The following is a 24679-nucleotide window of genomic DNA, read 5'->3' on the forward strand; positions in this document are numbered from 1 at the left end:
ACAGTTTATTACGCTTCGTCGCCGAACCAACAAATATTACGGGCGGCCATGATGAGCTCTCCGGCTTTTTCGTCGGTCAACCCTTCGATATCAGCCAGATCATCAATGCCCTGCTCGGCGAGATCTTCCAGCGTACAAACACCACGGGCAGCCAGTTTGAAAGCCATCAAACGTTCTAAACCTTCCAGATTTAATAAATCATCGGCAGGTTTAGTATCTCCCAGGCTTTCTTCCTGAGCCAGCGCCAACGTGGTCAGCGCGTTTTTCGCACGCTCGCGAAGTGCTTCAACGGTGGCTTCATCCAGACCGTCGATTTCCAGCAGTTCTTTCACCGGCACATAGGCCAGTTCTTCCAGCGTCGCGAAACCTTCTTCAACCAGCAGCGTGGCGAAATCTTCATCAATATCAAGATATTTCGTGAAGGTATCGATAGCCGCGTGGGCTTCGGCCTGATGCTTCGCCTGCAGGTCGTCAACGGTCATCACGTTGAGTTCCCAGCCGCTCAGCTGTGAGGCCAGACGCACGTTTTGACCGTTACGGCCAATCGCCTGCGCCAGATTGCCCGCTTCAACCGCAATATCCATGGTGTGTTTATCTTCATCCACCACGATAGATGCGACGTCAGCCGGTGCCATCGCGTTAATCACGAATTGCGCCGGGTTATCATCCCACAGGACGATATCGATACGCTCGCCGCCCAGTTCGGTTGAAACCGCCTGAACGCGTGCGCCACGCATACCTACGCAAGCGCCAACCGGGTCGATACGCTTATCGTTGGTTTTCACCGCAATCTTGGCACGGGAGCCCGGATCGCGAGCGGCGGCTTTGATTTCGAGAACTTCTTCGCCGATTTCCGGTACTTCAATACGGAACAGTTCAACCAGCATTTCCGGCTTAGAACGGGTTACGAACAGCTGAGCGCCGCGCGCTTCCGGACGAACCGCATACAGGACACCGCGAATACGGTCACCTGGACGGAAGTTCTCACGCGGCAGCATATCTTCACGCAGGATCACGGCTTCAGCATTGCTGCCCAGATCCAGAGTGATGTTGTCGCGGTTTACTTTCTTCACTACGCCGGTGATGATCTCACCTTCGTGCTCGCGGAACTGATCGACAACCATGGCGCGTTCAGCTTCACGGACTTTCTGTACGATAACCTGTTTCGCGGTCTGCGTAGTGATACGGTCGAAGGTGACGGATTCAATCTGGTCCTCAACGTAGTCACCAGGATTCATGCTCTCGTCTTCGTAGCGCGCCGCTTCAAGCGTAATTTCGCGCGTCGGCTGAGTCACTTCTTCAACGACCAGCCAGCGACGGAAGGTATCAAAATCGCCGCTACGACGATCGATGCTTACACGCACATCGATCTCTTGTTCGTATTTTTTCTTGGTTGCCGTTGCCAGAGCACTTTCCAGCGCTTCGAAAATCTTTTCGCGCGGCAGCGCCTTTTCGTTGGAAACGGCTTCAACAACAGCCAAAATTTCTTTGTTCATCGGGGCCTTTCACCTCAATCCAGACTGTTAAAAGTGGGGAACCAGGTTCGCCTTCTGGATGTTACTCAGCGCGAACACTTCATCTTTGCCTTCGACGGTTACCGTGATCATTTCACCGTCTACCGCTTTGATAATGCCCTGCCATTTGCGACGGTTCTGTACCGCCATACGCAATACCAGCGCGACTTCCTCACCGGAAAAACGCTCATAGTGTTCGGCGGTAAACATCGGGCGATCGAGACCAGGTGAAGACACTTCCAGGTTGTAAGCTACGGTGATTGGATCTTCGACATCCATGACAGCGCTGACCTGGTGGCTCACATCAGCACAATCATCAACATTGATGCCATCATCACTATCAATATAGATGCGCAGTGTGGATGTGCGACCGCGAATGAATTCGATGCCGACCAGCTCAAAGCCAAGCGCTTCAACCGGCGCCGTGAGCATCTCTGTTAATTTTTGCTCTAATGTGGACAAACCCACCCCCAAGACATAAAAAAAGGGCGTATAGCCCAGTTATTCTGAAGTCAGATAACAAAAAACCCCGATAAATCGGGGTTTTAGATAACTGAACCCTGCGATCGCAACTGCGATCTGGAACACCTTCCAGGAGAATTCTTTCAAATTCGGATACGAAGGACCAGGTCCTCACAGTATATTTGAAAAAGTACTCAATGGGAAAGTGGTTGCGGGGGCCGGATTTGAACCGACGACCTTCGGGTTATGAGCCCGACGAGCTACCAGGCTGCTCCACCCCGCGCCTGAAACGTGGCATATTTTACTCTTATTGAGCAAAAGACGCAAATACTGCTGGGATTTGGTACCGAGGACGGGACATAAAATCGTGGTAAAGTTTATTGATAAACTCTATATTTTGTCAACATGTATTTCATCTCTCCCTGTTCGCGTTTGTGCTGCCATCTCGCTCTTTTTTAGCAAAAAAGCAATGAAGCACTTCCTGTCATCCGCAAAAGATGATTAAATGAAAACTCATAATTAATGCATAAACATGCAATAAGAACTTGTTCCATTTGACGCCATTGCTACCGCCGCTTTGGGTACGGAAGCGCGCAGTCACCAGCGCAGCGTCAATGCTCGTGAAGATTATGCACTTTGTCCGGAGAAAAAACGGCAGGCAGAATAGTCAAATGGGACAGGTTCTACGACTTGATAAACCGAACTCACAACAGTCTATCTAGCAGGGTTTTATTTTATGACGACGATTCTTAAGCATCTCCCGGTTGGTCAACGTATTGGTATCGCTTTCTCTGGTGGTCTGGATACCAGCGCCGCACTGCTGTGGATGCGCAAAAAAGGTGCAGTTCCTTATGCCTATACCGCAAACCTGGGCCAGCCTGACGAAGAAGATTACGATGCAATCCCTCGTCGCGCCAAAGAGTACGGTGCAGAAGGCGCTCGTCTGATCGACTGCCGTAAGCAGCTGGTCGCCGAAGGGATCGCCGCGATTCAGTGCGGTGCTTTCCACAATACCACTGGCGGTCTGACCTACTTTAACACCACCCCGCTGGGCCGCGCGGTAACCGGCACAATGCTGGTTGCCGCGATGAAAGAAGATGGCGTCAATATCTGGGGTGACGGCAGCACTTACAAAGGCAACGATATCGAGCGTTTCTATCGCTATGGTCTGCTGACCAATGCCGAGCTGAAAATTTACAAACCGTGGCTGGATAGCGACTTTATCGATGAGCTGGGCGGTCGCCAGGAAATGTCTGAGTTCATGATTTCCTGCGGCTTTGACTACAAAATGTCCGTTGAAAAAGCCTACTCCACCGACTCCAATATGCTGGGTGCAACGCACGAAGCGAAAGATCTGGAATTCCTCAACTCCAGCGTGAAAATCGTTAACCCGATCATGGGCGTCAAGTTCTGGGACGAAAGCGTCAAAATCCCGGCCGAGGAAGTGACTGTCCGTTTCGAACAGGGTCATCCGGTGGCGTTGAACGGTAAAACCTTCAGCGATGACGTTGAGCTGATGCTGGAAGCGAACCGCATCGGCGGTCGTCACGGTCTGGGCATGAGCGATCAGATCGAGAACCGCATCATCGAAGCGAAGAGCCGCGGTATTTATGAAGCCCCGGGGATGGCACTGCTGCATATTGCTTATGAGCGCCTGCTGACCGGTATCCATAACGAAGATACCATCGAGCAGTACCATGCCCATGGTCGTCAGCTGGGCCGCCTGCTGTATCAGGGCCGTTGGTTCGATTCCCAGGCCCTGATGCTGCGCGATGCGCTGCAGCGTTGGGTGGCCAGCGCCATTACCGGCGAGGTGACGCTGGAGCTGCGTCGCGGAAACGACTACTCCATCCTGAATACCGTCTCCGATAATCTGACCTACAAAGCCGAACGTCTGACGATGGAAAAAGGCGACTCCATGTTCTCGGCGGAAGACCGTATTGGTCAACTGACGATGCGTAATCTGGATATTACCGATACCCGTGACAAGCTGTTTGGTTACGCGCAATCGGGCCTGCTGAGCGCCTCTTCGGCCACCGGCCTGCCGCAGGTAGAAAACCTGGAAAACAGAGACAAATAATCTGTTTTCAACTATGCTCTCAGCCGACGTTAATCCGTCGGCTTTTTTTATCTGCTCAACACACGACACCAGAAAAGTCCTAGCCTGGTAATTTTTACCTGTCGCAATTTTTTATAATTATTGTCTATAATCACCCGAATACATTTATCCTTGACCCCACGAGGATCGCGATGAATATTAATCCCCCGGTCAGGCCAAACCAGGCGATCAACCGTCTGCTGGAAACGCTCGAACCGTATGCTACACCTATGAATGTCGTTGCCAGAAAAAGGCTGACGCCGAACTATAAAGGTAAAGCGCAGCTCTACCTTTTAAAAAAAGGTGAGCTGTCCGTCATTCGTTCATCTGATAAATTATTGATCGTGACCGTCTATGAACCTCATCTGTTTGGCGTCGCCGAGATACTGCAGCCGAGCCATAGCCACGCTCTGCGTGCTGAGGTCGCCTCCGAAGTTCTGCGTATCGACAGCGAGCAAGCCATCAAACTGTTCCGTGAGCATAACCTGTGGGAAGAGGTGACCCGTCTGCTGGCATACCATACTTCCTATCTGGTGTACCGGGACGATCTGGTGCTGCAGCAACGTACCTACTCGGTGATTCGCAATCATCTGCTGGAGATGCTGCTGTTGCCGGAAGAGACGCGACTACGGGTCTCCATCCTCGAATATATTCAGGACCGCACCCATCTTTCACGCAGCAGTATTCTCAATGTGCTGTCGGCGTTAAAAAAAGGAGGATATATTGAGTTCGCCCGCGGTGGTTATTTACAAAGCGTAAGCTCGCTTCCTGAAAAATTCTAATCATCCATCGGCTATTTATCGCTTATCTATTGTTGTCGGCGCCGGGTCGACTGAAGAATTTAAATTTAAACAAACAAATGATAACGACAAGCGATAAATAATTTTATTCTGGGCTCATGTATTTATCACACTGATTGTGTGTTGAAAACTGAACAACAAGCTCAGGAATGAAGATGGTTCTCCTTATACCATTCATAGTCAAGCCCTGTACCGTGCGAAGGTTAATATCCTTCTGTCCCGGTGCACGATACGACAACACCGGTTTCTGCAGCTGGCACTATGACGATCTTCTTCGACCGTACCTCATCGACCAGGTGGGCGATGCGTTGGGAAGAGTTGTCTGATGTGAGGATTAACCCTCATCCGGCTGCTGCAGGCATTTATGTCCCTTCAGGCGCGAGGATGGGTGGAGAAATCAGGTGCTTCAGCTGTCCCTGAAAACGCCTGATGGATGGTCCGTCAGCAGATGGCGCGCTATCCGGATGTCATACCAGACTGGGCTGGTCGCGCGATCTTTTAGCGCGCCAGCGACGCTGCCAATAATCAGCAAAGCGTAAGTGTCGATACCCCTGCGCAATCGTGACAAAGGTATCGCGCTTCAGTAAATAACGATTAAACCCAAAAACCCGTTAAATTTTTGCCCGAACGCCCGTATCGGGCATTTTTTTACCTGAAGGAATTCAACAATGAGCATGATCACTCCGAAATCAGTTCTGTTAGTTGCCGCTCTCGGCGCCAGCAGCGCCGCCTGCGCATCGGTAAACTTACACGGAGAGGCGGGGGAAGAGTTCACTAACCTTTCCGCCAGCTTCGGTGCCGAAGAACCGGGTATGACCTTTAACGGCAACTGGGCGCACAGCGATAATGACGGCGACGTCGCCGGGTTAGGCATGGGCTATAACTTTAACCTCGGTCCGTTTCTCCTGACTCTGGGTGGCAAAGCGCTCTATCTGAATCCGCAAGACAGCGATGAAGGCTACGCCGTCGCACTGGGCGGCGGTGCACAGCTTCCGCTGGGCCAATACTTTACGCTTTTCGGTGAAACCTATTATTCTCCGGACTCCATGTCCAGCGGCGTCGATGACTACGTGGAAGCCAATGCCGGCGTGCGGATTAACGTGATTCAATCGCTGAATATTGAAGCCGGATATCGCTATATCGATATGGCGGGGAAAGACGCTCATCATGACAACACGTTGGCTGATGGCGCTTATGCAGGTTTCAACTTCCGTTTCTGATGCAAAAAGGGATTGCCGACGGCAATCCCTCATTCGCCTATGCCGCCACAGGAACGGCTTTCAGCAGGCGGTTAATCACCTGCAGTCCGGCAATGTTGTTCTCTTTACGATAAACCTCGTTCATCGCTGACATCTGTTCCAGTTTCGTCAGAGCGCTGTAGACGTGGAACGCCTCGCTGTCTTTATCAAAGATGTCTTTTTTAGAAGCATCCTGCAGGTAGTTATCTTTTAACGACCGGCTCAGGCTGCCGATAATTGCGCTATTATCCTGGAAACAACTGACCACCGCCTGAGCACTCTGCCCTGAAAGCTGCGCGTCACTATGCAATACCGGCACCGTTAAAGTGTTAATAGTGTCCACGGTATCCGCAGACGGCGTAGTACTGCATCCGGACAAACACAGGGCGCCGGCAATGATAAACGACCTGATTTTTTTCATGGCGTCACTTCACCTCTTCTGAATAGATGAGCGCGACTTTAGCGATTGCGGTGGGTTCAAGACCAGTGAAGAGTTATTTATAAATAAATAAGCGCCTGTCGAAGGCAAAAAAAAGACGCTTTTCAGCGTCTTTTTTTCGGAATATTGGTACCGAGGACGGGACTTGAACCCGTAAGCCCAATCGGGCACTACCACCTCAAGGTAGCGTGTCTACCAATTCCACCACCTCGGCACGGATATAACTATTAGTGTGGGATATCGCTGCTCGGCTGTGCCGGCGCTGTTGGCTGAGTCTGCTCGGTTTTCGGCGCGCTCAGATTATCCCACTCACTTCCTTTATTGGTCTTGTTGCTGTTGATATTGCCCAGCACCAGACTGATGATGAAGAACAACGCTGCCAGAATACCAGTCATGCGGGTCATGAAGTTACCAGAACCGCTGGATCCAAACAACGTGCCGGAAGCGCCTGCTCCGAAGGAGGCTCCCATATCAGCGCCTTTACCTTGCTGCAGCATGATCAGACCAACGAGGCCAATCGCTACAATAAGGAAAACAACTAAAAGAGCTTCTTGCATAATCAACCTGTTCCTTGCGGATTCGCCGCATACCAATTGCTTCAACCAATAAAGCGGGAGGTTTTAATGTTTCCCACTGAAGCGGGTGTGAATACTAACCAAAGCGAATGACCTTCGCAAGGGCAATTTCGGTGCATTGTATCAACTGCGGAAAAAAACAGCAAAAAACGATTTTTTGGCGAAGAAAAAGGCGGCAAGCGCCGCCTTTTTAAACACTTAGCACCCTGTCAGTCCGCATAATTATTTCACGTTGTCTGGCGCCGACGGCACCACTGCGCAGACGAGAAAATAAATCACCGGCTTAATCAGGCGTTTTTCACCGCATCGGCGATACGATGCGCGAACTCATGCACCTGCTCTTCGTGCTCGCCTTCGACCATGACGCGAATGAGCGGCTCGGTACCCGATTTGCGCAGCAGCACACGACCACGGTTGCCCAATGCCGCTTCCACTTCCGCCATCACCGCTTTCACGTTTTCATGTTCCAGCGGGTTGCCACTGCCTTCGGTGAAACGGACGTTGACCAGGATTTGCGGGAACATTTTCATGCCGCTACACAGGTCATGCAGACTCATGTGGTTACGCACCATCGCCGCCACAACCTGCAGACTCGCGACGATACCGTCACCGGTGGTGGTTTTATCCAGCAGGATAACGTGGCCGGAGTTTTCCGCGCCGATACGCCAGCCTTTCTCCTGCAGCTTCTCGAGGACATAGCGGTCACCCACTTTAGCCCGGACAAACGGAATGCCCAGCTGTTTGAGCGCCAGCTCCAGCCCCATATTACTCATTAACGTTCCCACCGCGCCGCCGCGCAGCTGGCCCTGCCGCAGACCTTCCCGGGCGATGATATACAGAATCTGATCGCCATCGACCTTGTTACCTTCATGGTCGACCATGATGACGCGGTCGCCATCGCCATCATAGGCGATACCCAGATCGGCTTTTTCGGCCAGTACGCGAGCCTGCAGGGCGCGTACGTCGGTTGCTCCGACCTCTTCGTTGATATTGAGCCCGTTCGGCTCACAACCCATCGCGATCACCTGAGCACCCAACTCGCGGAATACATTCGGCGCAATGTGATAGGTCGCGCCATGGGCGCAGTCGACAACCACTTTGAGCGCATTCAGGCTCAGTTCGTTCGGGAAGGTACCTTTGCAGAATTCAATATAACGGCCGGCGGCATCCACGATACGGCTGGCTTTGCCCAATTCGGCCGAATCAACGCAGGTGAGCTCTTTTTCCATTTCCGCTTCAATCGCCTCTTCTACGTTATCCGGCAGCTTTGTGCCTTCAATAGAGAAGAATTTGATCCCGTTGTCATAGAACGGGTTATGCGAAGCTGAAATGACAATCCCGGCTTCAGCACGGAAGGCTCGCGTCAGGTAAGCCACCGCCGGAGTAGGCATTGGACCGGTGAAAGAAGCGGAGAGCCCCGCCGCAGCCAGCCCTGCCTCCAGCGCCGATTCCAGCATATAGCCAGAGATACGGGTATCTTTACCAATAATGATTTTGCGTGAACCGTGGCGCGCCAGCACCTTGCCCGCAGCCCAGCCCAGCTTGAGCACGAATTCCGGGGTAATTGGCGCATCACCCACGCGGCCACGGATACCATCGGTGCCAAAATATTTGCGGTTACTCATAACGTTTATTTTCCTTTGTGCTCAGGGTGGCTTCCACCACGCGTAGCGCTTCTACCGTTTCTTTGACGTCATGGACGCGAATAATCTGCGCGCCCTGCATCGCTGCAATCACTGCACACGCCAGGCTGCCGCTGAGGCGTTCCGTCGGCCCGACGTTAAGCAGTTGGCCGACCATCGATTTGCGCGACATGCCAACCAGCAGCGGGAGACCGAACTGATGGAACTCGCCGAGTCGGGCAAGTAGCTCATAATTATGGGCAAGATTTTTACCGAAACCGAATCCCGGGTCGAGCAACAATTTCTCTTTTGCGATACCCGCCTGTTCACAGCGCACGATATGCTCGGTGAAGAAGCGGGCGACATCGGCAAAGACATCATCGTACTTCGGTGCTTCCTGCATCGTTTTTGGCTGCCCCTGCATATGCATCAGACACACCGGTAGCCCGGTTTGTGCCGCGGCTTCCAGCGCCCCAGGCTCGGTCAGCGAACGGATATCGTTAATAATATGCGCGCCTGCCCGAGCGGACTCACGGATCACTTCTGGCTTCGACGTGTCTACCGAGATCCAGACTTCAAAACGCTGAGCAACGGCTTCTACCACCGGGATCACGCGCGCCAGCTCCTCTTCGACGCTCACATCCAACGCTCCCGGACGGGTCGATTCGCCGCCGATATCAATGATAGTCGCTCCCGCATTTATCATCAGATTGGCATGCTTAACCGCCTCCACGAGCGAGTTATGTGTGCCACCATCGGAGAATGAATCTGGCGTCACGTTAAGGATACCCATTACGTGAGGATGGGAGAGATCGAGGGTTGAGCCCTGGGCTACGAGTTTCATCGCGAAATCCATGAATCCGGAAGGTTAATAAAAAGAAAAACCCCGGAGCGGCAGGCGCCCCGGGGTTTCGATAGACATAACAACATCAATAGCGGCTAACTTATTTGTCGCCCAGTTGCTCTGACATGGTGTTACCCGGGTTTGGCGTACGCGGTTCATCGACCGGACGCGGCGCACTCGGGGTGCCATTGTTGCCAGAGTTATTGGTGCCGTTCGGATCTTCCCAGCCCGCAGGTGGGCGAACTTCGCGGCGAGCCATCAGGTCATCAATCTGCGGTGCGTCGATGGTCTCATATTTCATGAGCGCATCTTTCATCGAATGCAGGATGTCCATGTTGTCATTCAGAATCTGACGAGCACGGTTGTAGTTGCGTTCAACCAGCGATTTCACTTCCTGGTCGATGATACGTGCAGTCTCATCGGACATATGTTTCGCTTTCGCAACGCTACGCCCCAGGAAAACTTCGCCCTCTTCTTCCGCATACAGCAGCGGACCGAGTTTGTCGGAGAAGCCCCACTGCGTCACCATGTTACGTGCCAGGTTCGTCGCGACTTTAATGTCGTTCGACGCACCGGTAGAAACATGTTCCACACCGTAGATAATCTCTTCCGCCAGACGACCGCCGTACAGGGTCGAAATCTGGCTTTCCAGCTTCTGACGGCTGGCGCTGATAGCATCGCCTTCCGGCAGGAAGAAGGTCACACCCAGCGCACGACCGCGCGGAATAATCGTCACTTTGTGCACCGGATCGTGTTCCGGTACCAGGCGGCCGATAATCGCATGGCCCGCTTCGTGGTATGCGGTGGATTCTTTCTGCGCTTCCGTCATCACCATGGAGCGACGTTCCGCACCCATCATGATTTTGTCTTTCGCTTTTTCGAACTCGACCATCGATACCACGCGTTTGTTGCCACGGGCAGCAAACAGAGCGGCTTCGTTGACCAGGTTCGCCAGGTCAGCACCCGAGAAGCCCGGGGTACCGCGCGCAATGATTGCCGCGTCGATATCAGGCGACAACGGTACGCGACGCATGTGAACTTTCAGAATCTGTTCACGACCGCGGACATCCGGCAGCCCTACAACAACCTGACGGTCAAAACGGCCTGGACGCAGCAGCGCCGGGTCAAGTACGTCAGGACGGTTGGTCGCCGCGATAACGATAATGCCTTCGTTACCTTCGAAGCCATCCATCTCAACCAGCATCTGGTTAAGCGTCTGTTCACGTTCATCGTGACCACCGCCAAGACCAGCGCCACGCTGGCGACCGACGGCGTCGATTTCATCGATGAAGATAATGCACGGTGCCGCTTTCTTGGCCTGTTCGAACATGTCACGCACACGAGATGCGCCCACACCGACGAACATTTCAACGAAGTCAGAACCAGAAATGGTGAAGAATGGTACTTTCGCCTCACCGGCGATAGCTTTCGCCAGCAGCGTTTTACCGGTACCCGGAGGGCCGACCATCAGGACGCCTTTCGGGATTTTACCGCCCAGTTTCTGGAAGCGGCTCGGTTCACGCAGGTATTCAACCAGTTCACCGACTTCCTCTTTCGCTTCGTCGCAACCGGCGACATCGGCAAAAGTGGTTTTGATCTGGTCTTCCGTCAGCATACGGGCTTTGCTTTTGCCGAAGGACATCGCGCCCTTTCCGCCGCCGCCCTGCATTTGCCGCATGAAGAAGATCCAGACGCCGATCAGCAACAGCATCGGGAACCAGGAAATAAAGATGGAAGCCAGCAGGCTCGGTTCTTCCGGCGGTTCGCCAACCACTTTGACGTTTTTCGTCAACAGGTTATCGAGCAGCTTCGGATCGTTGACCGGAATGTAAGTCGTGTAACGGTTACTATCTTTCTTGGTAACGTTGATCTCACGTCCGTTGATACGCGCTTCGCGAACCTGGTCCTGGTTGACCTCTTGCAGGAAGGTTGAATAATCCACCTTACGGCCATTAGACTCGCTGGGCCCAAAGCTCTGGAATACTGACATCAGCACAACGGCAATGACCAGCCAGAGTATTAGGTTTTTCGCCATGTCACTCAAGGGATTAACCTCTTATTACAACTGTGTTAAAAACAGCGTCAGGATACTCTATATCCAGCGTCTTTCAAACTTTCGTTTGAAATCTACCGGTTATGGTTTACGCCCGGTCGCTACAATGTACACTTCACGCGAACGTGCGCGAGAAGAGTCCGGCTTACGAACTTTGACCTTCGTAAACAGGGAGCGAATTTCTCTTAGATACTCATCGAAACCTTCGCCCTGGAACACCTTCACTACAAAACTACCACCCGGCGCTAATACATCACGAGCCATTCCAAGCGCCAGCTCCACCAAATACATGGCCCGGGGAATATCCACCGCCGGTGTTCCACACATGTTTGGTGCCATATCGGACATGACAACCTGCACTTTACTGTCACCTACGCGTTCAAGTAACGCTTTCAGAACTAATTCATCACGAAAGTCGCCCTGAAGGAAGTCCACACCAACGATTGGATCCATAGGTAAAAGATCGCAAGCGATGATGCGGCCGCTGTTTCCGATCTGCGTAACCGCATATTGCGACCAGCCACCGGGTGCAGCGCCGAGGTCAACAATGGTCATCCCCGGTTTAAAAATCTTGTCACTTTGCTGTATTTCATCAAGTTTAAACCAGGCACGGGAACGTAACCCCTTTTTCTGTGCCTGTTGAACATATTTATCGCTAAAGTGTTCCTGAAGCCAGCGGCTTGAGCTGGCAGAACGCTTTTTACCTGTCATTTAACATTCCCGTTTCGGGTTCATCATACTTTGCGACGTAAAAATCGACACGGTAGTTTGGCGATATATGGGAGATGGCGGTAGAATGAACCGTTTTCAATCCCAACGTAAGCAAAAAAATACGATGAATCTGAGTACTAAACAAAAACAGCACCTGAAAGGTCTGGCACATCCGCTCAAGCCAGTAGTTATGCTTGGCAACAATGGTTTGACCGAAGGGGTACTGGCCGAGATCGAACAAGCGTTAGAGCACCATGAGCTCATCAAGGTGAAAATCGCATCGGAAGACCGCGAAACTAAAACCTTGATCGTGGAAGCTATCGTGCGCGAAACCGGCGCCTGTAACGTACAGGTCATCGGTAAAACGCTGGTCCTGTATCGCCCAACTAAAGAGCGTAAAATCTCGCTGCCACGCTAAGAATATCCTGAATCTCGACACAACTTTGTGTAAAACGAGGGATTTCTACGGGTAGACGAGCAAAATGCCATGCTCCGGACGTTGATAAAAGGCCGCTATGCGGCCTTTTTCCTTTCTTTACAATCCATCAACATGGTAGCGGGAAATACGGATTAAAGGTACTCGACCTTGATAATTTCGTATTCTACTTCGCCGCCTGGTGTGCGGATTGTCACTACATCGTCCTGTTCTTTACCGATCAAACCACGGGCAATCGGTGAATTCACAGAGATCAGATTTTGCTTAAAATCAGCTTCATCATCACCCACGATGCGGTAAGTCTGTTCTTCATCGGTATCGAGGTTCAGGACCTTTACCGTTGCACCAAAAATCACCCGCCCGTTGTTCGGCATTTTGGTGATATCGATAACCTGTGCATTGGACAGCTTAGCTTCAATATCCTTAATACGGCCTTCGCAGAAACCTTGCTGCTCGCGGGCTGCGTGGTACTCAGCGTTCTCTTTCAGATCGCCATGTTCGCGCGCATCGGCAATAGCAGCGATGATTTCAGGACGACGAACGGACTTCAGAAAATCCAGTTCTTCGCGAAGTTTTTCAGCACCACGTAAGGTCATCGGAATAGCTTGCATTTGTTATACCTCTTTATCATTCCTTCATAGAACGGACGCCGCCGTTCCGCCACCAGTCAGGCCTTCAGCAGGACAGGAGCAAAAAGAAAACCAACCCGGAAAACATTCCCCAGGTCAGCAGCAATTTTCAATTTGATACGTATTTTACCCTGAAGTTCACTATGGGTCATCGTTTACTTTACAGGGTGTTGCACCGTAGTATGACGGCCTGGTTTCAGGTTGTTAGCGCGAGATTATGCGATTTCCCAGATTTATCATCGGATTGACCGCCGGTATAGCGTTTAGCGCTCAGGCGGCGAACATTGACGAATATATCACCCAGCTGCCTGCGGGTGCCAACCTCGCCTTCATGGCGCAGAAGGTTGGCTCCCCGACGCCGGAGATAGATTTCCACAGTCAGCAGATGGCACTCCCCGCCAGTACCCAGAAGGTGATCACTGCGCTGGCTGCTCTGCTGCAGCTCGGGCCGAACTTTCGTTTTACCACCACGCTGGAAACCAAAGGCAGCCTTGATGGCGGCGTGCTAAAAGGCGACCTGATTGCCCGTTTTGGCGGCGATCCCACGCTGAAACGTCAGGATATTCGCAATATGGTGGCGACGCTAAAAAAAGCGGGCGTCCAGCGGATCGAGGGGAACGTGTTGATTGATACCTCGGTCTTCGCCAGTCATGACAAGGCCCCAGGCTGGCCGTGGAACGACATGACGCAATGCTTTAGCGCCCCGCCGGCGGCTGCTATCGTCGATCGTAACTGTTTTTCTATCTCACTTTATAGCGCGCAGAAACCTGGCGACCTGGCCTTTATTCGCGTCGCATCGTACTACCCGGTGACGATGTTTAGCCAGGTAAGAACGCTGGCCCGCGGCTCCGCGGAGGCCCAGTATTGCGAACTCGACGTGGTGACCGGCGACCTGAACCGCTACACCCTGACGGGTTGCCTGCCACAGCGTAGTGAGCCCTTACCGCTGGCTTTCGCCATTCAGGACGGCGCAAGCTATGCGGGGGTTATCCTGAAGTCCGAACTGACCCAGGCAGGGATTACCTATAGCGGGACGCTGCTGCGCCAGACTCTGGCGAACGATCCGGGAACCGTGCTGGCTACGACGCAATCAGCTCCGCTGCACGATCTCCTGCGAATCATGTTAAAAAAATCAGACAACATGATTGCGGACACCGTCTTTCGCACCATTGGTCACGCTCGTCTTGGCGTTCCAGGGACCTGGCGTGCCGGTTCGGATGCGGTGCGCCAGATCCTGCGTCAACAGGCCGGCATTGATCTAGGAAATACGATTATTGCCGACGGTTCCGGTCTGTCGCGGCATAACCTGATTGCTCCGGCGACCATGATGCAGGTGCTGCAATATATCGCCCAGCACGATAATGAACTCAACTTCATCTCCATGCTGCCGCTAGCTGGCCACGATGGCTCGCTGCAGTATCGTGCAGGCCTGAATCAGGCTGGGGTCGATGGAAAAGTGTCGGCCAAAACCGGTTCTCTGCAGGGCGTTTACAACCTCGCAGGTTTCATCACTGCCGCCAGCGGGCAAAAAATCGCCTTCGTACAATACTTATCAGGCTATGCGGTACCGCCTGCGGATCAGCGCAACCGCCGGATCCCGCTGGTACGCTTCGAGAGTCGCTTGTATAAGGATTTGTACCAGAACAACTAATACGAAAGGGCCGCATCAAATGCGGCCCTTTTTAGTGCGCTCAGAACCGCTTCCCGGCATATCCCGGGCAGCAGTCCTGCCGTCGCCCCGATCGGCAATGTACCGGGGCACTCCAGCAGCTTAACGCTTGTAGATGAACTCAACGCCTTCTTCGTCGTCTTCGTCCCAGTCGTCATCCCAGTCTTCGTCGTCTTCGACTTCAACTTCGGCTTCTTCAAGCTGCTGACGGTGGTAGTCGTCCCACATAAACTCGACTTTTTCAGGCGCTTTCTCTTCCTGTGCATGAACGATTGGGTTTTCGATGATAAAGGTCATCACGTCCCAGCACAGATCTTTCACGCCCTGCTGACTTGCCGCGGAGATCAGGTAGAACTTCTCTTCCCAGCCCAGCGCATCGGCAATGGCTTTCGCCTTCGCTTCAGCTTCCGCTTTATCCATCAGGTCAATCTTATTGAAGACCAACCAGCGTGGTTTTTCAGCCAGCTTCTCGCTGTATTTTTCCAGCTCACCGATGATAATGCGCGCGTTCTCAACCGGATCGGAACCGTCGATCGGTTCGATATCGATGAGGTGCAGCAGCACGCGACAGCGTTCAAGGTGCTTCAGGAAGCGAATACCGAGGCCTGCGCCTTCCGCTGCGCCTTCGATAAGCCCAGGAATATCCGCAACAACGAAGCTCTTCTCGTTATCCATACGCACAACGCCAAGGCTCGGCACCAGCGTGGTAAACGGATAATCAGCCACTTTCGGCTTCGCCGCAGAAACGGCGCGAATGAAGGTAGATTTACCGGCATTCGGCATACCCAGCATCCCGACGTCTGCCAGCAGCATCAGCTCCAGCTGCAGATCGCGCTTATCACCCGGCGTCCCCATCGTTTTCTGACGCGGAGTACGGTTGACGGACGATTTGAAACGGGTGTTGCCCAGACCGTGCCAGCCGCCTTTAGCGACCATCAGACGCTGACCATGCTTAGTCATATCGCCCATGACTTCGCCGGTGCCTTGATCGATAACACGGGTCCCTACAGGCACTTTGATCGACACGTCTTTACCACGTTTACCGGTACAGTCGCGACTCTGGCCATTCTGTCCACGCTCAGCGCGGAAGGATTTTTCAAAACGGTAATCGATCAGGGTGTTCAGGTTTTCGTCCGCTTCCAGCCAGACATCACCACCATCACCACCGTCGCCGCCGTCCGGGCCGCCTCTCGGGATATATTTTTCACGGCGGAAGCTAACGCAACCATTGCCGCCATCACCTGCTACGACCAGGATTGTTGCTTCATCAACAAACTTCATTTTACTCTCCGAAAATCATTCGCCTGAGCGGGGCAGCGGTACAACCGCTTCACGCTTACGTAAGCCACCCCAAAGACGGTGGCCTATGGCGGAATACATCGCGCCCGCAACCACGACAAACGCACCGAGATAACCTAACAGGTTTAACATCGGTCTGGCGAAAACATCGGGCCAGGCCAGTGATAATAAATCTGAAAAAAGCAGCGTAAACAATGGCGTTAAGGTAATCAACGCGCTCACCTGAGCTGCCTGCCAGCGCGCCATGGCTTCCGCCAGCGCACCGTAGCCTACCAGGGTATTTAACCCGCAGAAAATCAGGCACGCCAGTTGCCAGTTGCTTAACGCCAGAACTTGTGAGAGCGTCGCCAACGGCAGCAACGCTATCGTACATAAAGTGTACAGCAAAAAGAGGATCTGCTGTGACGCCAGGCGGCGTAATAACACCTTTTGCGCGACGCCGTAGCTGACCCAAACCGCAGCCGCTGCAACGCCAAAAATTACCCCCCACGTGTAATCCGTCAGGCGGGTAAAAATCTCAATCAGGCTGGTGTTAAAGAACATCACCAGCCCGCAAATCAACATCAGCGCCCCCACAACCTGGGTACCGCGCATTTTCTCCTTAAGGATGAATACGCTGGCCACCATCATGCCGACCGGAGATAGCTGTCCGATCACCTGAGAAGCCGTGGGGCTAAGATATTGCAGGGAAGAGCTGAACAGAATGAAGTTACCAAACAGGCCGCCCGTCGCAATGGCCAGTAGTACCAGCCAGCGCGGTTTGCGAAAGAGGCGCAGCGGCGGCAGTTTACCTCTGATAGCGAGGATTGTGCCAAGGCCGATACTTGCCATCAAAAAGCGATAAAACACCACCGTCGGCGGCGCCATCACTTCAAGAACCTGCTTCATTGCAATTGGCAACGCACCCCAGCACATCGCGGTGGTGAGGGCCAAAAGAATGCCAATGCCGGCCTGCTGCTTCATACCCGTTTTCCCTGCAGAAAAATATCCGGGATTCTAATGTAAAAAGCCCCGCAACACGTTGCGGGGCTTTAATCCGTTACCGGACCACGAAAAACTTACTCAGCAACGATGCTGATGTATTTACGGTTATTCGGGCCTTTAACTTCAAATTTCACTTTACCGTCTGCTTTAGCAAACAGAGTGTGGTCACGACCGCAACCTACGTTGGTGCCTGCGTGGAATTTGGTGCCACGCTGACGAACGATGATGCTACCCGCCAGAACGGATTCGCCACCGAAACGCTTAACGCCCAGGCGTTTAGCTTCTGAGTCGCGACCGTTACGAGTTGAGCCGCCAGCCTTTTTATGTGCCATTTAAATCTCTCCTCAGGTCTTAGGCGCTGATGCCAGTAATTTTCACATCAGTGAACCACTGACGATGGCCCTGCTGCTTACGGTAGTGTTTACGACGACGAAACTTAACGATTTTAACTTTCTCGCCACGACCGTGAGCAACAACTTCAGCTTTGATTACGCCGCCCTCAACGAAAGGAACGCCGATCTTGATTTCTTCACCGTTTGCGATCATCAGCACTTCAGCGAACTCAACAGCTTCGCCAGTTGCGATGTCCAGCTTTTCCAGGCGAATGGTCTGACCTTCGCTTACTCGGTGTTGTTTACCACCACTTTGGAAAACCGCGTACATATAAAACTCCGCTTCCGCGCACCTCTTTGTGTGATTCAGAGTGCGCTATAAATATTCACAATAGGGCGCGAATATTACGCAAAACGCGAGCCTTTGACAAGAGCGATTAGCGATCAACGCAGAAAAAAAACACAACTTTCACGCTAACGTTTATCTATGGCAATTTTTCAGTACAATCATAGCTTCGTTTAATTCTATCTTAATCCTTCTGTGAACCCACCTGGATTCGCGGTAACAGGACATGTGGCCCGGCTTTTGCGATGAATTTAGAAAAAATCAATGAGTTAACCGCGCAGGATATGGCGGGTGTCAATGCGACAATCCTTGAGCAACTTGACTCAGATGTTCAGCTTATCAATCAATTAGGCTATTACATCGTTAGCGGAGGCGGTAAACGTATTCGTCCGATGATTGCGGTTCTTGCCGCCCGGGCAGTGGGTTACCAGGGCGACGCGCACGTCACTATTGCCGCACTGATCGAATTTATTCATACCGCCACCTTGCTGCATGATGATGTCGTTGATGAATCCGATATGCGCCGCGGCAAGGCGACGGCAAACGCCGCTTTTGGCAACGCAGCCAGCGTGCTGGTTGGTGATTTTATCTATACCCGCTCTTTCCAGATGATGACCAGCCTCGGCTCGTTAAAAGTGCTGGAAGTGATGTCTAAAGCCGTTAACGTCATTGCCGAAGGCGAAGTGCTGCAGCTGATGAACGTCAACGACCCGGATATCACTGAAGAAAACTATATGCGGGTCATCTACAGCAAAACAGCCCGTCTGTTTGAAGCCGCCGCACAGTGCTCAGGCATCCTGGCCGGTTGTACCGCCGAACAGGAGCAAGCGCTTCAGGACTATGGTCGTTATCTCGGCACGGCATTCCAGCTGATCGACGATTTACTGGACTACAGCTCTGATGGCGAACGTCTCGGCAAAAACGTGGGTGATGACCTGAACGAAGGCAAACCGACTTTACCGTTATTGCATGCCATGCGTCATGGCACTCCAGAGCAGTCAGCGATGATTCGCGGAGCGATTGAACAAGGCAACGGGCGTCACCTTCTCGACGCGGTTCTCGAGACGATGGCGGCCTGCGGCTCACTGGAATGGACCCGTAAACGCGCGGAAGAAGAAGCGGACAAAGCCATTGCCGTGCTTCAGGTCTTACCGGATTCCCCGTGGCGTGAAGCGCTTATCGGTCTTGCCCATATTGCGGTTCAACGCGACCACTGATCTCCCCCTGCCCCGTTCCCGCGCCTGTCGCGGGAACGCCCCACAAAGTTCCAGTAAAATCCATATATCGCCTTGCCTCCTGGTATATTCCGAATGTAAAGACACCTTACAAGAACTTGTTAGAACTTAATTAAACCTGGGAGTATAGTCATTCCGTTGCTCATATATCAGGCAATTGGGATCATCACCACCAGGAGAATTTATGGAAAAGTTCATCGACTGGCATCCGGCAGATATCATTGCTGGATTGCGCAAAAAAGGGACGTCGCTGGCAGCGGAGTCGCGGCGTAACGGCTTGAGTTCTTCAACGCTGGCGAATGCATTGACCCGGCCGTGGCCAAAAGGTGAGCTGATTATTGCTCATGCGCTGGATACCAAACCGTGGATTATCTGGCCCTCACGCTATCATGACCCGGTGACGCATCAGTTTATCGACAGAACGCAAATGATACGTCAGAAGAAAGAGAGCCAATGAAAGCGGTTCGCTGAGTCAACAGAACGGAATAAAAAAACAGCCCCCTGACACACGTCAAGGGGCTGTTATCACGACAGAGTTACTCGCCTTTCACGCGTTCGATATTCGCGCCCAGCGCCTGCAGTTTATCTTCGATGCGCTCGTATCCACGATCGATGTGGTAGATGCGATCGACAATCGTGGTGCCTTCCGCGATACAGCCGGCCAGGACCAGGCTTGCTGACGCACGCAGGTCGGTTGCCATCACCTGCGCACCGGAGAGCTGCGCCACGCCGTGGCATATCGCCGTATTGCTTTCGATCTCCGCGTGTGCACCCATACGGATCAGTTCCGGAATATGCATGAAACGGTTTTCAAAGATCGTTTCGGTAATCACGCCGGTCCCTTCCGCAACCAGGTTCAACAGCGTGAACTGCGCCTGCATGTCGGTCGGGAAACCCGGGTGTGGCGCGGTACGCACATTGACGGCTTTCGGACGGTTGCCGTGCATATCCAGGCTAATCCAGTCTTCGCCGGTTTCGATATCGGCGCCCGCATCGCGCAGCTTGGCCAGTACGGCATCCAGGGTATCAGGCTGTGCGTTGCGGCAAACAATTTTACCGCCGGAGATTGCCGCAGCGACCAGGAAAGTACCGGTTTCGATACGGTCAGGCAGAACGCGATATACGCCGCCACCCAGACGCTCTACGCCTTCGATGGTGATGCGGTCAGTCCCCTGACCTTTAATTTTTGCGCCCAGCGCGTTGAGGAAGTTCGCCGTATCGACGATTTCCGGCTCGCGAGCGGCGTTTTCAATCACGGTGGTGCCTTCCGCCAGCGTCGCTGCACTCATAATGGTCACGGTCGCGCCAACGCTGACCTTATCCATCACAATATGCGCGCCTTTAAGACGTCCGTTAACCGACGCCTTCACATAGCCTTCTTCCAGTTTGATCTCTGCGCCCAGCTGCTCAAGGCCAATAATATGCAGATCGACCGGACGCGCACCGATAGCACAACCGCCCGGCAGTGAAACCTGTCCCTGACCAAAGCGCGCCACCAGCGGGCCCAGCGCCCAGATAGAAGCACGCATCGTTTTGACCAGATCGTACGGCGCGCAGAAGACGTCGACCGGACCCGCATCGATCCAGACTGACCCATTGCGCTTCACTTTGGCGCCAAGCTGGCTCAGCAGTTTCATCGTGGTATCGATGTCTTTCAGTTTTGGTACGTTCTGGATCTCAATCGGCTCATCTGCCAGCAGGGCGGCAAAGAGGATCGGCAGGGCGGCATTTTTCGCACCGGAGATGGTGACTTCCCCCTGGAGGCGTGTCGGCCCCTGAACACGGAATTTATCCATTGATTCTGTTCTCTGTTAAGAATTCACATACGCTGCGGGGAACATCCCTGCAGCTTAAAAGCCGTTGAGTTTGCGGTCCCGGGCCCATTCTTGCGGGGTAAATGCTTTGATCGACAGAGCATGAATGCGGTTGTCGGCAATGTATTCCATCAGCGGAGCGTAGACAGCCTGCTGTTTCTTTACCCGGCTCATGCCGTCAAACATCTCACCCACAGCAATAACCTGAAAGTGACTGCCATCGCCAGAGACGTGGACTTCCTGAAGGGAGAGTGCGTTCATCAGCACGGTCTGAATTTCATGATTTTCCATGGGTTCAAATTTTATCTGGTAGTGAAAATAGCCCAACATCTTAGAGGAAAGTGGCGCGGTCTTAAATAAGCAAAAAGCCCCATCGAAGATATTGATGGGGCTTTCAGGATAACCTCAGCAGTAACGCACTGAAAAACTATGGGATCATATCGGCGGGAAGGTTGTAAAGACTGGCTAAAGTTTGCAGGTTGTCGCTCTTACCAATCAGTTTCGCCTCCCGGCCCTGGTGGCGAATTAACGCCACAAAGTGCATCAGCAGCGCCAGGCCGGCGGTATCCACCCGGGTTAGTGCGCTCAGGTCGATAGTCGACACGCCATCGGTCGCCTGCGCACGGGCTTCCCAGAGCGGGACCAGCAGATCCTGGTCCAGCTCCCCGTGCAGCGCCAGTCGCTCGCCGTCGCGAGTCCAGCTCAGCTGCCCGGTCATTATTTTTTCTGTTCCAGAGTGATCGGCTGCGCGGAGATCGCCTTCAGTTGCGCGGTCAGACCATCAACGCCTTTGGTGCGCAGCAGATCGCTCCACTCGTTTTGTTTGGTGGTGATCATGCTCACCCCTTCGGCAATCATATCGTAAGCCTGCCAGTTACCGGTCTGGGTGTTTTTACGCCACTGGAAATCCAGGCGTACCGGAGGGCGGCCATTGGGATCGACGATCGTCACGCGAATAGGGACGATCGTTGCATCGCCCAGCGGTTGTTCCGGAGCAATCTGGTAAGTTTGACCATGGTACATAGCCAGCGCCTGGCCGTAGGCCTGCTTCAGGTATTCACGGAAGGCGACAAAGTAGGCTTCGCGCTGCGCCGGGGTCGCATCTTTATAATACCGGCCCAGAACCAGCGCGCCGGCATACTTCACCTGGACATACGGCATCAGCTCCTGGTCAACGATATCACGCAGATAGTTCGGGTTAGCCTGAATCTTCGACTGTTCATTTTTCAGACGATCGAAGGTCTTCTGCGCCGCTTCGTTCATCAGCTTATAGGGGTTGGACTGATCCGCCGCCGTAGCAGCCGTCAAGGGAGCAATCACCAGCATGGCGATCATCAATAAACGTTTAAACATAGGGTGTCTCTCCTGAAATTAATGCGTCGTGGCGGCCGGTGGCGTGGCGTCAGTATGACTCTCTGTCGCTGCCGAATCATCGCCAGAATTCTTATTGTCACTGCCCTTACTGCTATAAAGGAACTGACCAATCAGGTCTTCCAGAACCATGGCTGACTTGGTGTCCTGAATAGTGCTGCCATCTTTAAGGATAGACGTCCCCAGTTCCGGATCGTCGAAACCGATATTCAGCGCCAGGTACTGTTCTCCCAGCAGGCCTGAGGTACGAATAGCCAGCGAGCTGGAATCAGGAATATGGTTGTAGCTCTCATCAATATCGAGCGCAACGCGCGGCAGGTAGGTTTTCGGGTCAAGCGTAATATCCGCAACCCGGCCCACGACCACACCGCCAATGCGGACCGGAGAACGCGCCTTCAGCCCACCAATATTGTCAAAGGTCGCATAGATACGGTACGTCGGTTCGGTACGTAAAGAGGTCACGTTGGCGGCTTTGAGACAGACAAACAGCGCAGCCAGCAACGCAACCAGTAAGAACACACCTACCCAGATTTCACTTTTTTTCGTTTGCATGAACTCAATTCCCAAACATCAGCGCAGTCAGCACAAAATCCAGCCCCAGAACCGCCAGCGACGAATGCACCACGGTACGCGTCGTTGCCCGGCTAATCCCGGCGGAAGTGGGGATAGCGTCATAACCATTAAATAACGCAACCCATGTCACCGTAATGGCAAACACCAGACTCTTAATCAGGCAGTTAACCAGGTCCATTCGCCAGTCAACGGCATTTTGCATCGCAGACCAGAAGAAGCCACTGTCGATCCCCTTCCAGCTTACGCCCACCAGCGAGCCGCCCCAGATGCCCACGGCGACAAAAATAATGGTCAACAGCGGCAGCGAGATAACCCCTGCCCAGAAGCGAGGGGAAATCACGCGCCGCAGCGGATCGACCGCCATCATTTCCATGCTGGAGAGCTGTTCGGTCGCACGCATCAGGCCAATTTCCGCGGTCAGCGCGGAACCCGCACGCCCGGCAAACAGCAGCGCAGCAACCACCGGCCCCAGTTCGCGCAGCAGGGATAACGCCACCAGCATGCCTAAACTGGTTTCCGCACTATAGGTGGTGAGCACCAGATAGCCCTGCAGCCCCAGCACCATGCCGATAAACAGCCCCGACACGATGATAATCAGCATCGATAGCACGCCAACGTTGTAGAGCTGACGGACCAACAGCGGCGCATGCTTACGAAATTCCGGCTTGCCCACTACCGCATTGAAAAGCATTAATCCGGCACGCCCGAAAGCCGCGGTCGTTTTAATTCCCCGGTGTCCGAGTGATGCCAGCACATTTAGCAGCATCAGTTGCTCGCTCCCTTGCCTAATAAATCATGCTGATAGTCCCCGGCCGGATAGCGGAACGGTACCGGACCATCGGCAATACCATCAATGAACTGGCGAACCCGCGGGTCGCCGTTTTCACGCAGCGACTGCGCGCTGCCGTGAGCCACGATTTTTTTGTCCGCCACGATATACGCGTAATCAGCAATGCTCAGCACTTCTGGCACGTCATGTGACACCACGATACAGGTCACGCCCAGCGTGCTGTTGAGTTCTGAGATCAGCTTAACCAGCACGCCCATGGTGATGGGATCCTGTCCGACAAACGGTTCGTCGAACATAATCAGGTCCGGCTCCAGCGCAATAGCCCTGGCCAGGGCGGCGCGGCGCGCCATCCCGCCTGAGAGTTCAGAAGGCATTAATTTCGCCGCTCCGCGCAGCCCGACCGCTTCAAGCTTCATCATGACGGTCGTATGCAGTAACGCCTCCGGCAAACGCGTATGTTCACGTAGCGGGTAGGCTACGTTATTGAACACGTTCATATCGGTGAACAGTGCTCCGGACTGGAACAGCATGCTCATGCGCTTACGCACGGTATACAGGCGCGAGCGTGACATCTGCGGCACGTTTTCACCATCGAACAGGATCTCACCTTTATCCGGCGGGATCTGCCCACCGATCAGGCGCAGCAGCGTCGTTTTACCGATCCCCGATGGTCCCATAATCGCCGTGATCTTACCGCGCGGCACTGACAGCGAGATATCGTCAAAGATGACGCGATCGCCGCGAGAGAAGCGGATACCGCGTACTTCGACCAAATTCGCCAGAGTTTGGCTCATAAAATCATCCTTACTAAACATCCCTCGGGCTAAGCATGGCGCGTACCTTCG

General features: G+C 53.3%; 27 protein-coding genes and 2 tRNA genes. 7 read left to right on the top strand and 22 right to left on the bottom strand.

Going from position 1 to position 24679, the window contains the following annotated elements:
* Positions 1–8: 8 nt before the first annotated feature.
* The 3 genes from nusA to ROR01S_RS07010 all read right to left on the bottom strand — a co-directional run bounded on the left by nusA (position 9) and on the right by ROR01S_RS07010 (position 2259).
* A complete protein-coding gene (gene nusA, locus ROR01S_RS07000) occupies positions 9–1496 on the bottom strand; it encodes a transcription termination factor NusA (protein WP_004868073.1) in 1488 nt (495 codons plus the stop codon).
* A 27-nt stretch (positions 1497–1523) separates the two neighbouring features.
* Complete coding sequence (gene rimP, locus ROR01S_RS07005; RefSeq protein WP_004868075.1) at positions 1524–1976, bottom strand: ribosome maturation factor RimP; 453 nt, start codon at positions 1974–1976, stop codon at positions 1524–1526.
* 206 nt (positions 1977–2182) lie between these two features.
* Positions 2183–2259: transfer RNA gene (locus ROR01S_RS07010), tRNA-Met, on the bottom strand.
* A 453-nt stretch (positions 2260–2712) separates the two neighbouring features.
* Here ROR01S_RS07010 and argG point away from each other — a divergent pair.
* The 3 genes from argG (at position 2713) to ROR01S_RS07025 (ending at position 6094) form a co-directional block, all read left to right on the top strand.
* Positions 2713–4056 (top strand): argininosuccinate synthase, encoded by a 1344-nt coding sequence (gene argG / locus ROR01S_RS07015; protein WP_004868077.1) that lies wholly within the window; start codon positions 2713–2715, stop codon positions 4054–4056.
* A gap of 170 nt (positions 4057–4226) precedes the next feature.
* A complete protein-coding gene (locus ROR01S_RS07020; RefSeq protein ID WP_004868081.1) occupies positions 4227–4856 on the top strand; it encodes a helix-turn-helix domain-containing protein in 630 nt (209 codons plus the stop codon).
* A 686-nt stretch (positions 4857–5542) separates the two neighbouring features.
* Positions 5543–6094: a YfaZ family outer membrane protein gene (locus ROR01S_RS07025; RefSeq protein WP_044346917.1), complete on the top strand. Its 552-nt coding sequence runs from the start codon at positions 5543–5545 to the stop codon at positions 6092–6094.
* A gap of 37 nt (positions 6095–6131) precedes the next feature.
* Here the strand turns inward: ROR01S_RS07025 and ROR01S_RS07030 are convergent, their stop codons facing one another.
* From ROR01S_RS07030 to rlmE, 7 genes are all read right to left on the bottom strand, one after another.
* A complete protein-coding gene (locus ROR01S_RS07030) occupies positions 6132–6533 on the bottom strand; it encodes a KPN_03583 family lipoprotein (protein ID WP_004868088.1) in 402 nt (133 codons plus the stop codon).
* Between the two features lie 145 nt (positions 6534–6678).
* Positions 6679–6765 (bottom strand) — tRNA-Leu (locus ROR01S_RS07035).
* A gap of 13 nt (positions 6766–6778) precedes the next feature.
* Positions 6779–7108 (bottom strand): preprotein translocase subunit SecG, encoded by a 330-nt coding sequence (gene secG, locus ROR01S_RS07040; protein WP_004868090.1) that lies wholly within the window; start codon positions 7106–7108, stop codon positions 6779–6781.
* A gap of 305 nt (positions 7109–7413) precedes the next feature.
* Entirely contained in the window at positions 7414–8751 is a 1338-nt protein-coding gene (glmM, locus tag ROR01S_RS07045; protein ID WP_015585662.1) for a phosphoglucosamine mutase, read from the bottom strand.
* Entirely contained in the window at positions 8744–9592 is an 849-nt protein-coding gene (gene folP, locus ROR01S_RS07050) for a dihydropteroate synthase (RefSeq protein WP_004868096.1), read from the bottom strand. Before folP ends, glmM begins: the two co-directional genes overlap by 8 nt.
* Positions 9593–9692: 100 nt before the next feature.
* The gene (gene ftsH / locus ROR01S_RS07055) at positions 9693–11627 is read right to left on the bottom strand and encodes an ATP-dependent zinc metalloprotease FtsH (protein ID WP_015585660.1); all 1935 of its coding nucleotides are present in this window, start codon (positions 11625–11627) and stop codon (positions 9693–9695) included.
* Positions 11628–11726: 99 nt separating this feature from the next.
* On the bottom strand, positions 11727–12356 hold the full coding sequence (gene rlmE, locus ROR01S_RS07060; protein WP_004106110.1) for a 23S rRNA (uridine(2552)-2'-O)-methyltransferase RlmE: 630 nt from the start codon (positions 12354–12356) through the stop codon (positions 11727–11729).
* 124 nt (positions 12357–12480) lie between these two features.
* Here rlmE and yhbY point away from each other — a divergent pair, with 124 nt between their 5' ends.
* Positions 12481–12774: a ribosome assembly RNA-binding protein YhbY gene (gene yhbY / locus ROR01S_RS07065; RefSeq protein WP_004139797.1), complete on the top strand. Its 294-nt coding sequence runs from the start codon at positions 12481–12483 to the stop codon at positions 12772–12774.
* Between the two features lie 152 nt (positions 12775–12926).
* On the opposite strand, the gene greA is transcribed toward yhbY, so the two are convergent.
* Positions 12927–13403 (bottom strand): transcription elongation factor GreA, encoded by a 477-nt coding sequence (gene greA, locus ROR01S_RS07070; RefSeq protein WP_004868107.1) that lies wholly within the window; start codon positions 13401–13403, stop codon positions 12927–12929.
* 235 nt (positions 13404–13638) lie between these two features.
* Between greA and dacB the strand changes: the two genes are divergently transcribed.
* Positions 13639–15072 carry a serine-type D-Ala-D-Ala carboxypeptidase gene (gene dacB / locus ROR01S_RS07075; RefSeq protein ID WP_004868111.1) on the top strand — a complete coding sequence of 478 codons (1434 nt, stop codon included), beginning with the start codon at positions 13639–13641 and terminating at the stop codon, positions 15070–15072.
* A 120-nt stretch (positions 15073–15192) separates the two neighbouring features.
* On the opposite strand, the gene cgtA is transcribed toward dacB, so the two are convergent.
* The 4 genes from cgtA to rplU form a co-directional block, all read right to left on the bottom strand.
* On the bottom strand, positions 15193–16371 hold the full coding sequence (cgtA, locus tag ROR01S_RS07080; RefSeq protein WP_004868113.1) for an Obg family GTPase CgtA: 1179 nt from the start codon (positions 16369–16371) through the stop codon (positions 15193–15195).
* 15 nt (positions 16372–16386) lie between these two features.
* The gene (locus ROR01S_RS07085; RefSeq protein WP_015585658.1) at positions 16387–17352 is read right to left on the bottom strand and encodes a DMT family transporter; all 966 of its coding nucleotides are present in this window, start codon (positions 17350–17352) and stop codon (positions 16387–16389) included.
* A 95-nt stretch (positions 17353–17447) separates the two neighbouring features.
* Entirely contained in the window at positions 17448–17705 is a 258-nt protein-coding gene (gene rpmA, locus ROR01S_RS07090) for a 50S ribosomal protein L27 (RefSeq protein WP_003861831.1), read from the bottom strand.
* Positions 17706–17724: 19 nt separating this feature from the next.
* Positions 17725–18036 (bottom strand): 50S ribosomal protein L21, encoded by a 312-nt coding sequence (gene rplU / locus ROR01S_RS07095; protein WP_004106123.1) that lies wholly within the window; start codon positions 18034–18036, stop codon positions 17725–17727.
* A 260-nt stretch (positions 18037–18296) separates the two neighbouring features.
* Here rplU and ispB point away from each other — a divergent pair, with 260 nt between their 5' ends.
* Together ispB and sfsB are read left to right on the top strand one after the other, a co-directional pair.
* A complete protein-coding gene (gene ispB, locus ROR01S_RS07100; RefSeq protein WP_004868118.1) occupies positions 18297–19268 on the top strand; it encodes an octaprenyl diphosphate synthase in 972 nt (323 codons plus the stop codon).
* 202 nt (positions 19269–19470) lie between these two features.
* Positions 19471–19743: a DNA-binding transcriptional regulator SfsB gene (sfsB, locus tag ROR01S_RS07105; protein WP_004868119.1), complete on the top strand. Its 273-nt coding sequence runs from the start codon at positions 19471–19473 to the stop codon at positions 19741–19743.
* Positions 19744–19822: 79 nt separating this feature from the next.
* Here sfsB and murA read toward each other — a convergent pair whose 3' ends face one another.
* The 7 genes from murA to mlaF all read right to left on the bottom strand — a co-directional run bounded on the left by murA (position 19823) and on the right by mlaF (position 24628).
* The gene (gene murA, locus ROR01S_RS07110) at positions 19823–21082 is read right to left on the bottom strand and encodes a UDP-N-acetylglucosamine 1-carboxyvinyltransferase (RefSeq protein WP_004868122.1); all 1260 of its coding nucleotides are present in this window, start codon (positions 21080–21082) and stop codon (positions 19823–19825) included.
* A gap of 54 nt (positions 21083–21136) precedes the next feature.
* Entirely contained in the window at positions 21137–21391 is a 255-nt protein-coding gene (gene ibaG, locus ROR01S_RS07115; RefSeq protein WP_015585657.1) for a BolA family iron metabolism protein IbaG, read from the bottom strand.
* A 136-nt stretch (positions 21392–21527) separates the two neighbouring features.
* Entirely contained in the window at positions 21528–21818 is a 291-nt protein-coding gene (mlaB, locus tag ROR01S_RS07120) for a lipid asymmetry maintenance protein MlaB (RefSeq protein WP_004868129.1), read from the bottom strand.
* On the bottom strand, positions 21818–22453 hold the full coding sequence (gene mlaC, locus ROR01S_RS07125; protein ID WP_004868133.1) for a phospholipid-binding protein MlaC: 636 nt from the start codon (positions 22451–22453) through the stop codon (positions 21818–21820). Before mlaC ends, mlaB begins: the two co-directional genes overlap by 1 nt.
* 18 nt (positions 22454–22471) lie before the next feature.
* Positions 22472–23023 (bottom strand): outer membrane lipid asymmetry maintenance protein MlaD, encoded by a 552-nt coding sequence (mlaD, locus tag ROR01S_RS07130; protein ID WP_004868136.1) that lies wholly within the window; start codon positions 23021–23023, stop codon positions 22472–22474.
* A 4-nt stretch (positions 23024–23027) separates the two neighbouring features.
* Positions 23028–23810, bottom strand: a complete 783-nt coding sequence (mlaE, locus tag ROR01S_RS07135) for a lipid asymmetry maintenance ABC transporter permease subunit MlaE (RefSeq protein WP_004868139.1) — start codon at positions 23808–23810, stop codon at positions 23028–23030.
* On the bottom strand, positions 23810–24628 hold the full coding sequence (gene mlaF / locus ROR01S_RS07140; RefSeq protein WP_004868142.1) for a phospholipid ABC transporter ATP-binding protein MlaF: 819 nt from the start codon (positions 24626–24628) through the stop codon (positions 23810–23812). Before mlaF ends, mlaE begins: the two co-directional genes overlap by 1 nt.
* Positions 24629–24679 lie beyond the last annotated feature (51 nt).

Source organism: Klebsiella ornithinolytica NBRC 105727 = ATCC 31898 (genome assembly GCF_001598295.1).
Taxonomy (GTDB): Bacteria; Pseudomonadota; Gammaproteobacteria; order Enterobacterales; family Enterobacteriaceae; genus Klebsiella; species Klebsiella ornithinolytica.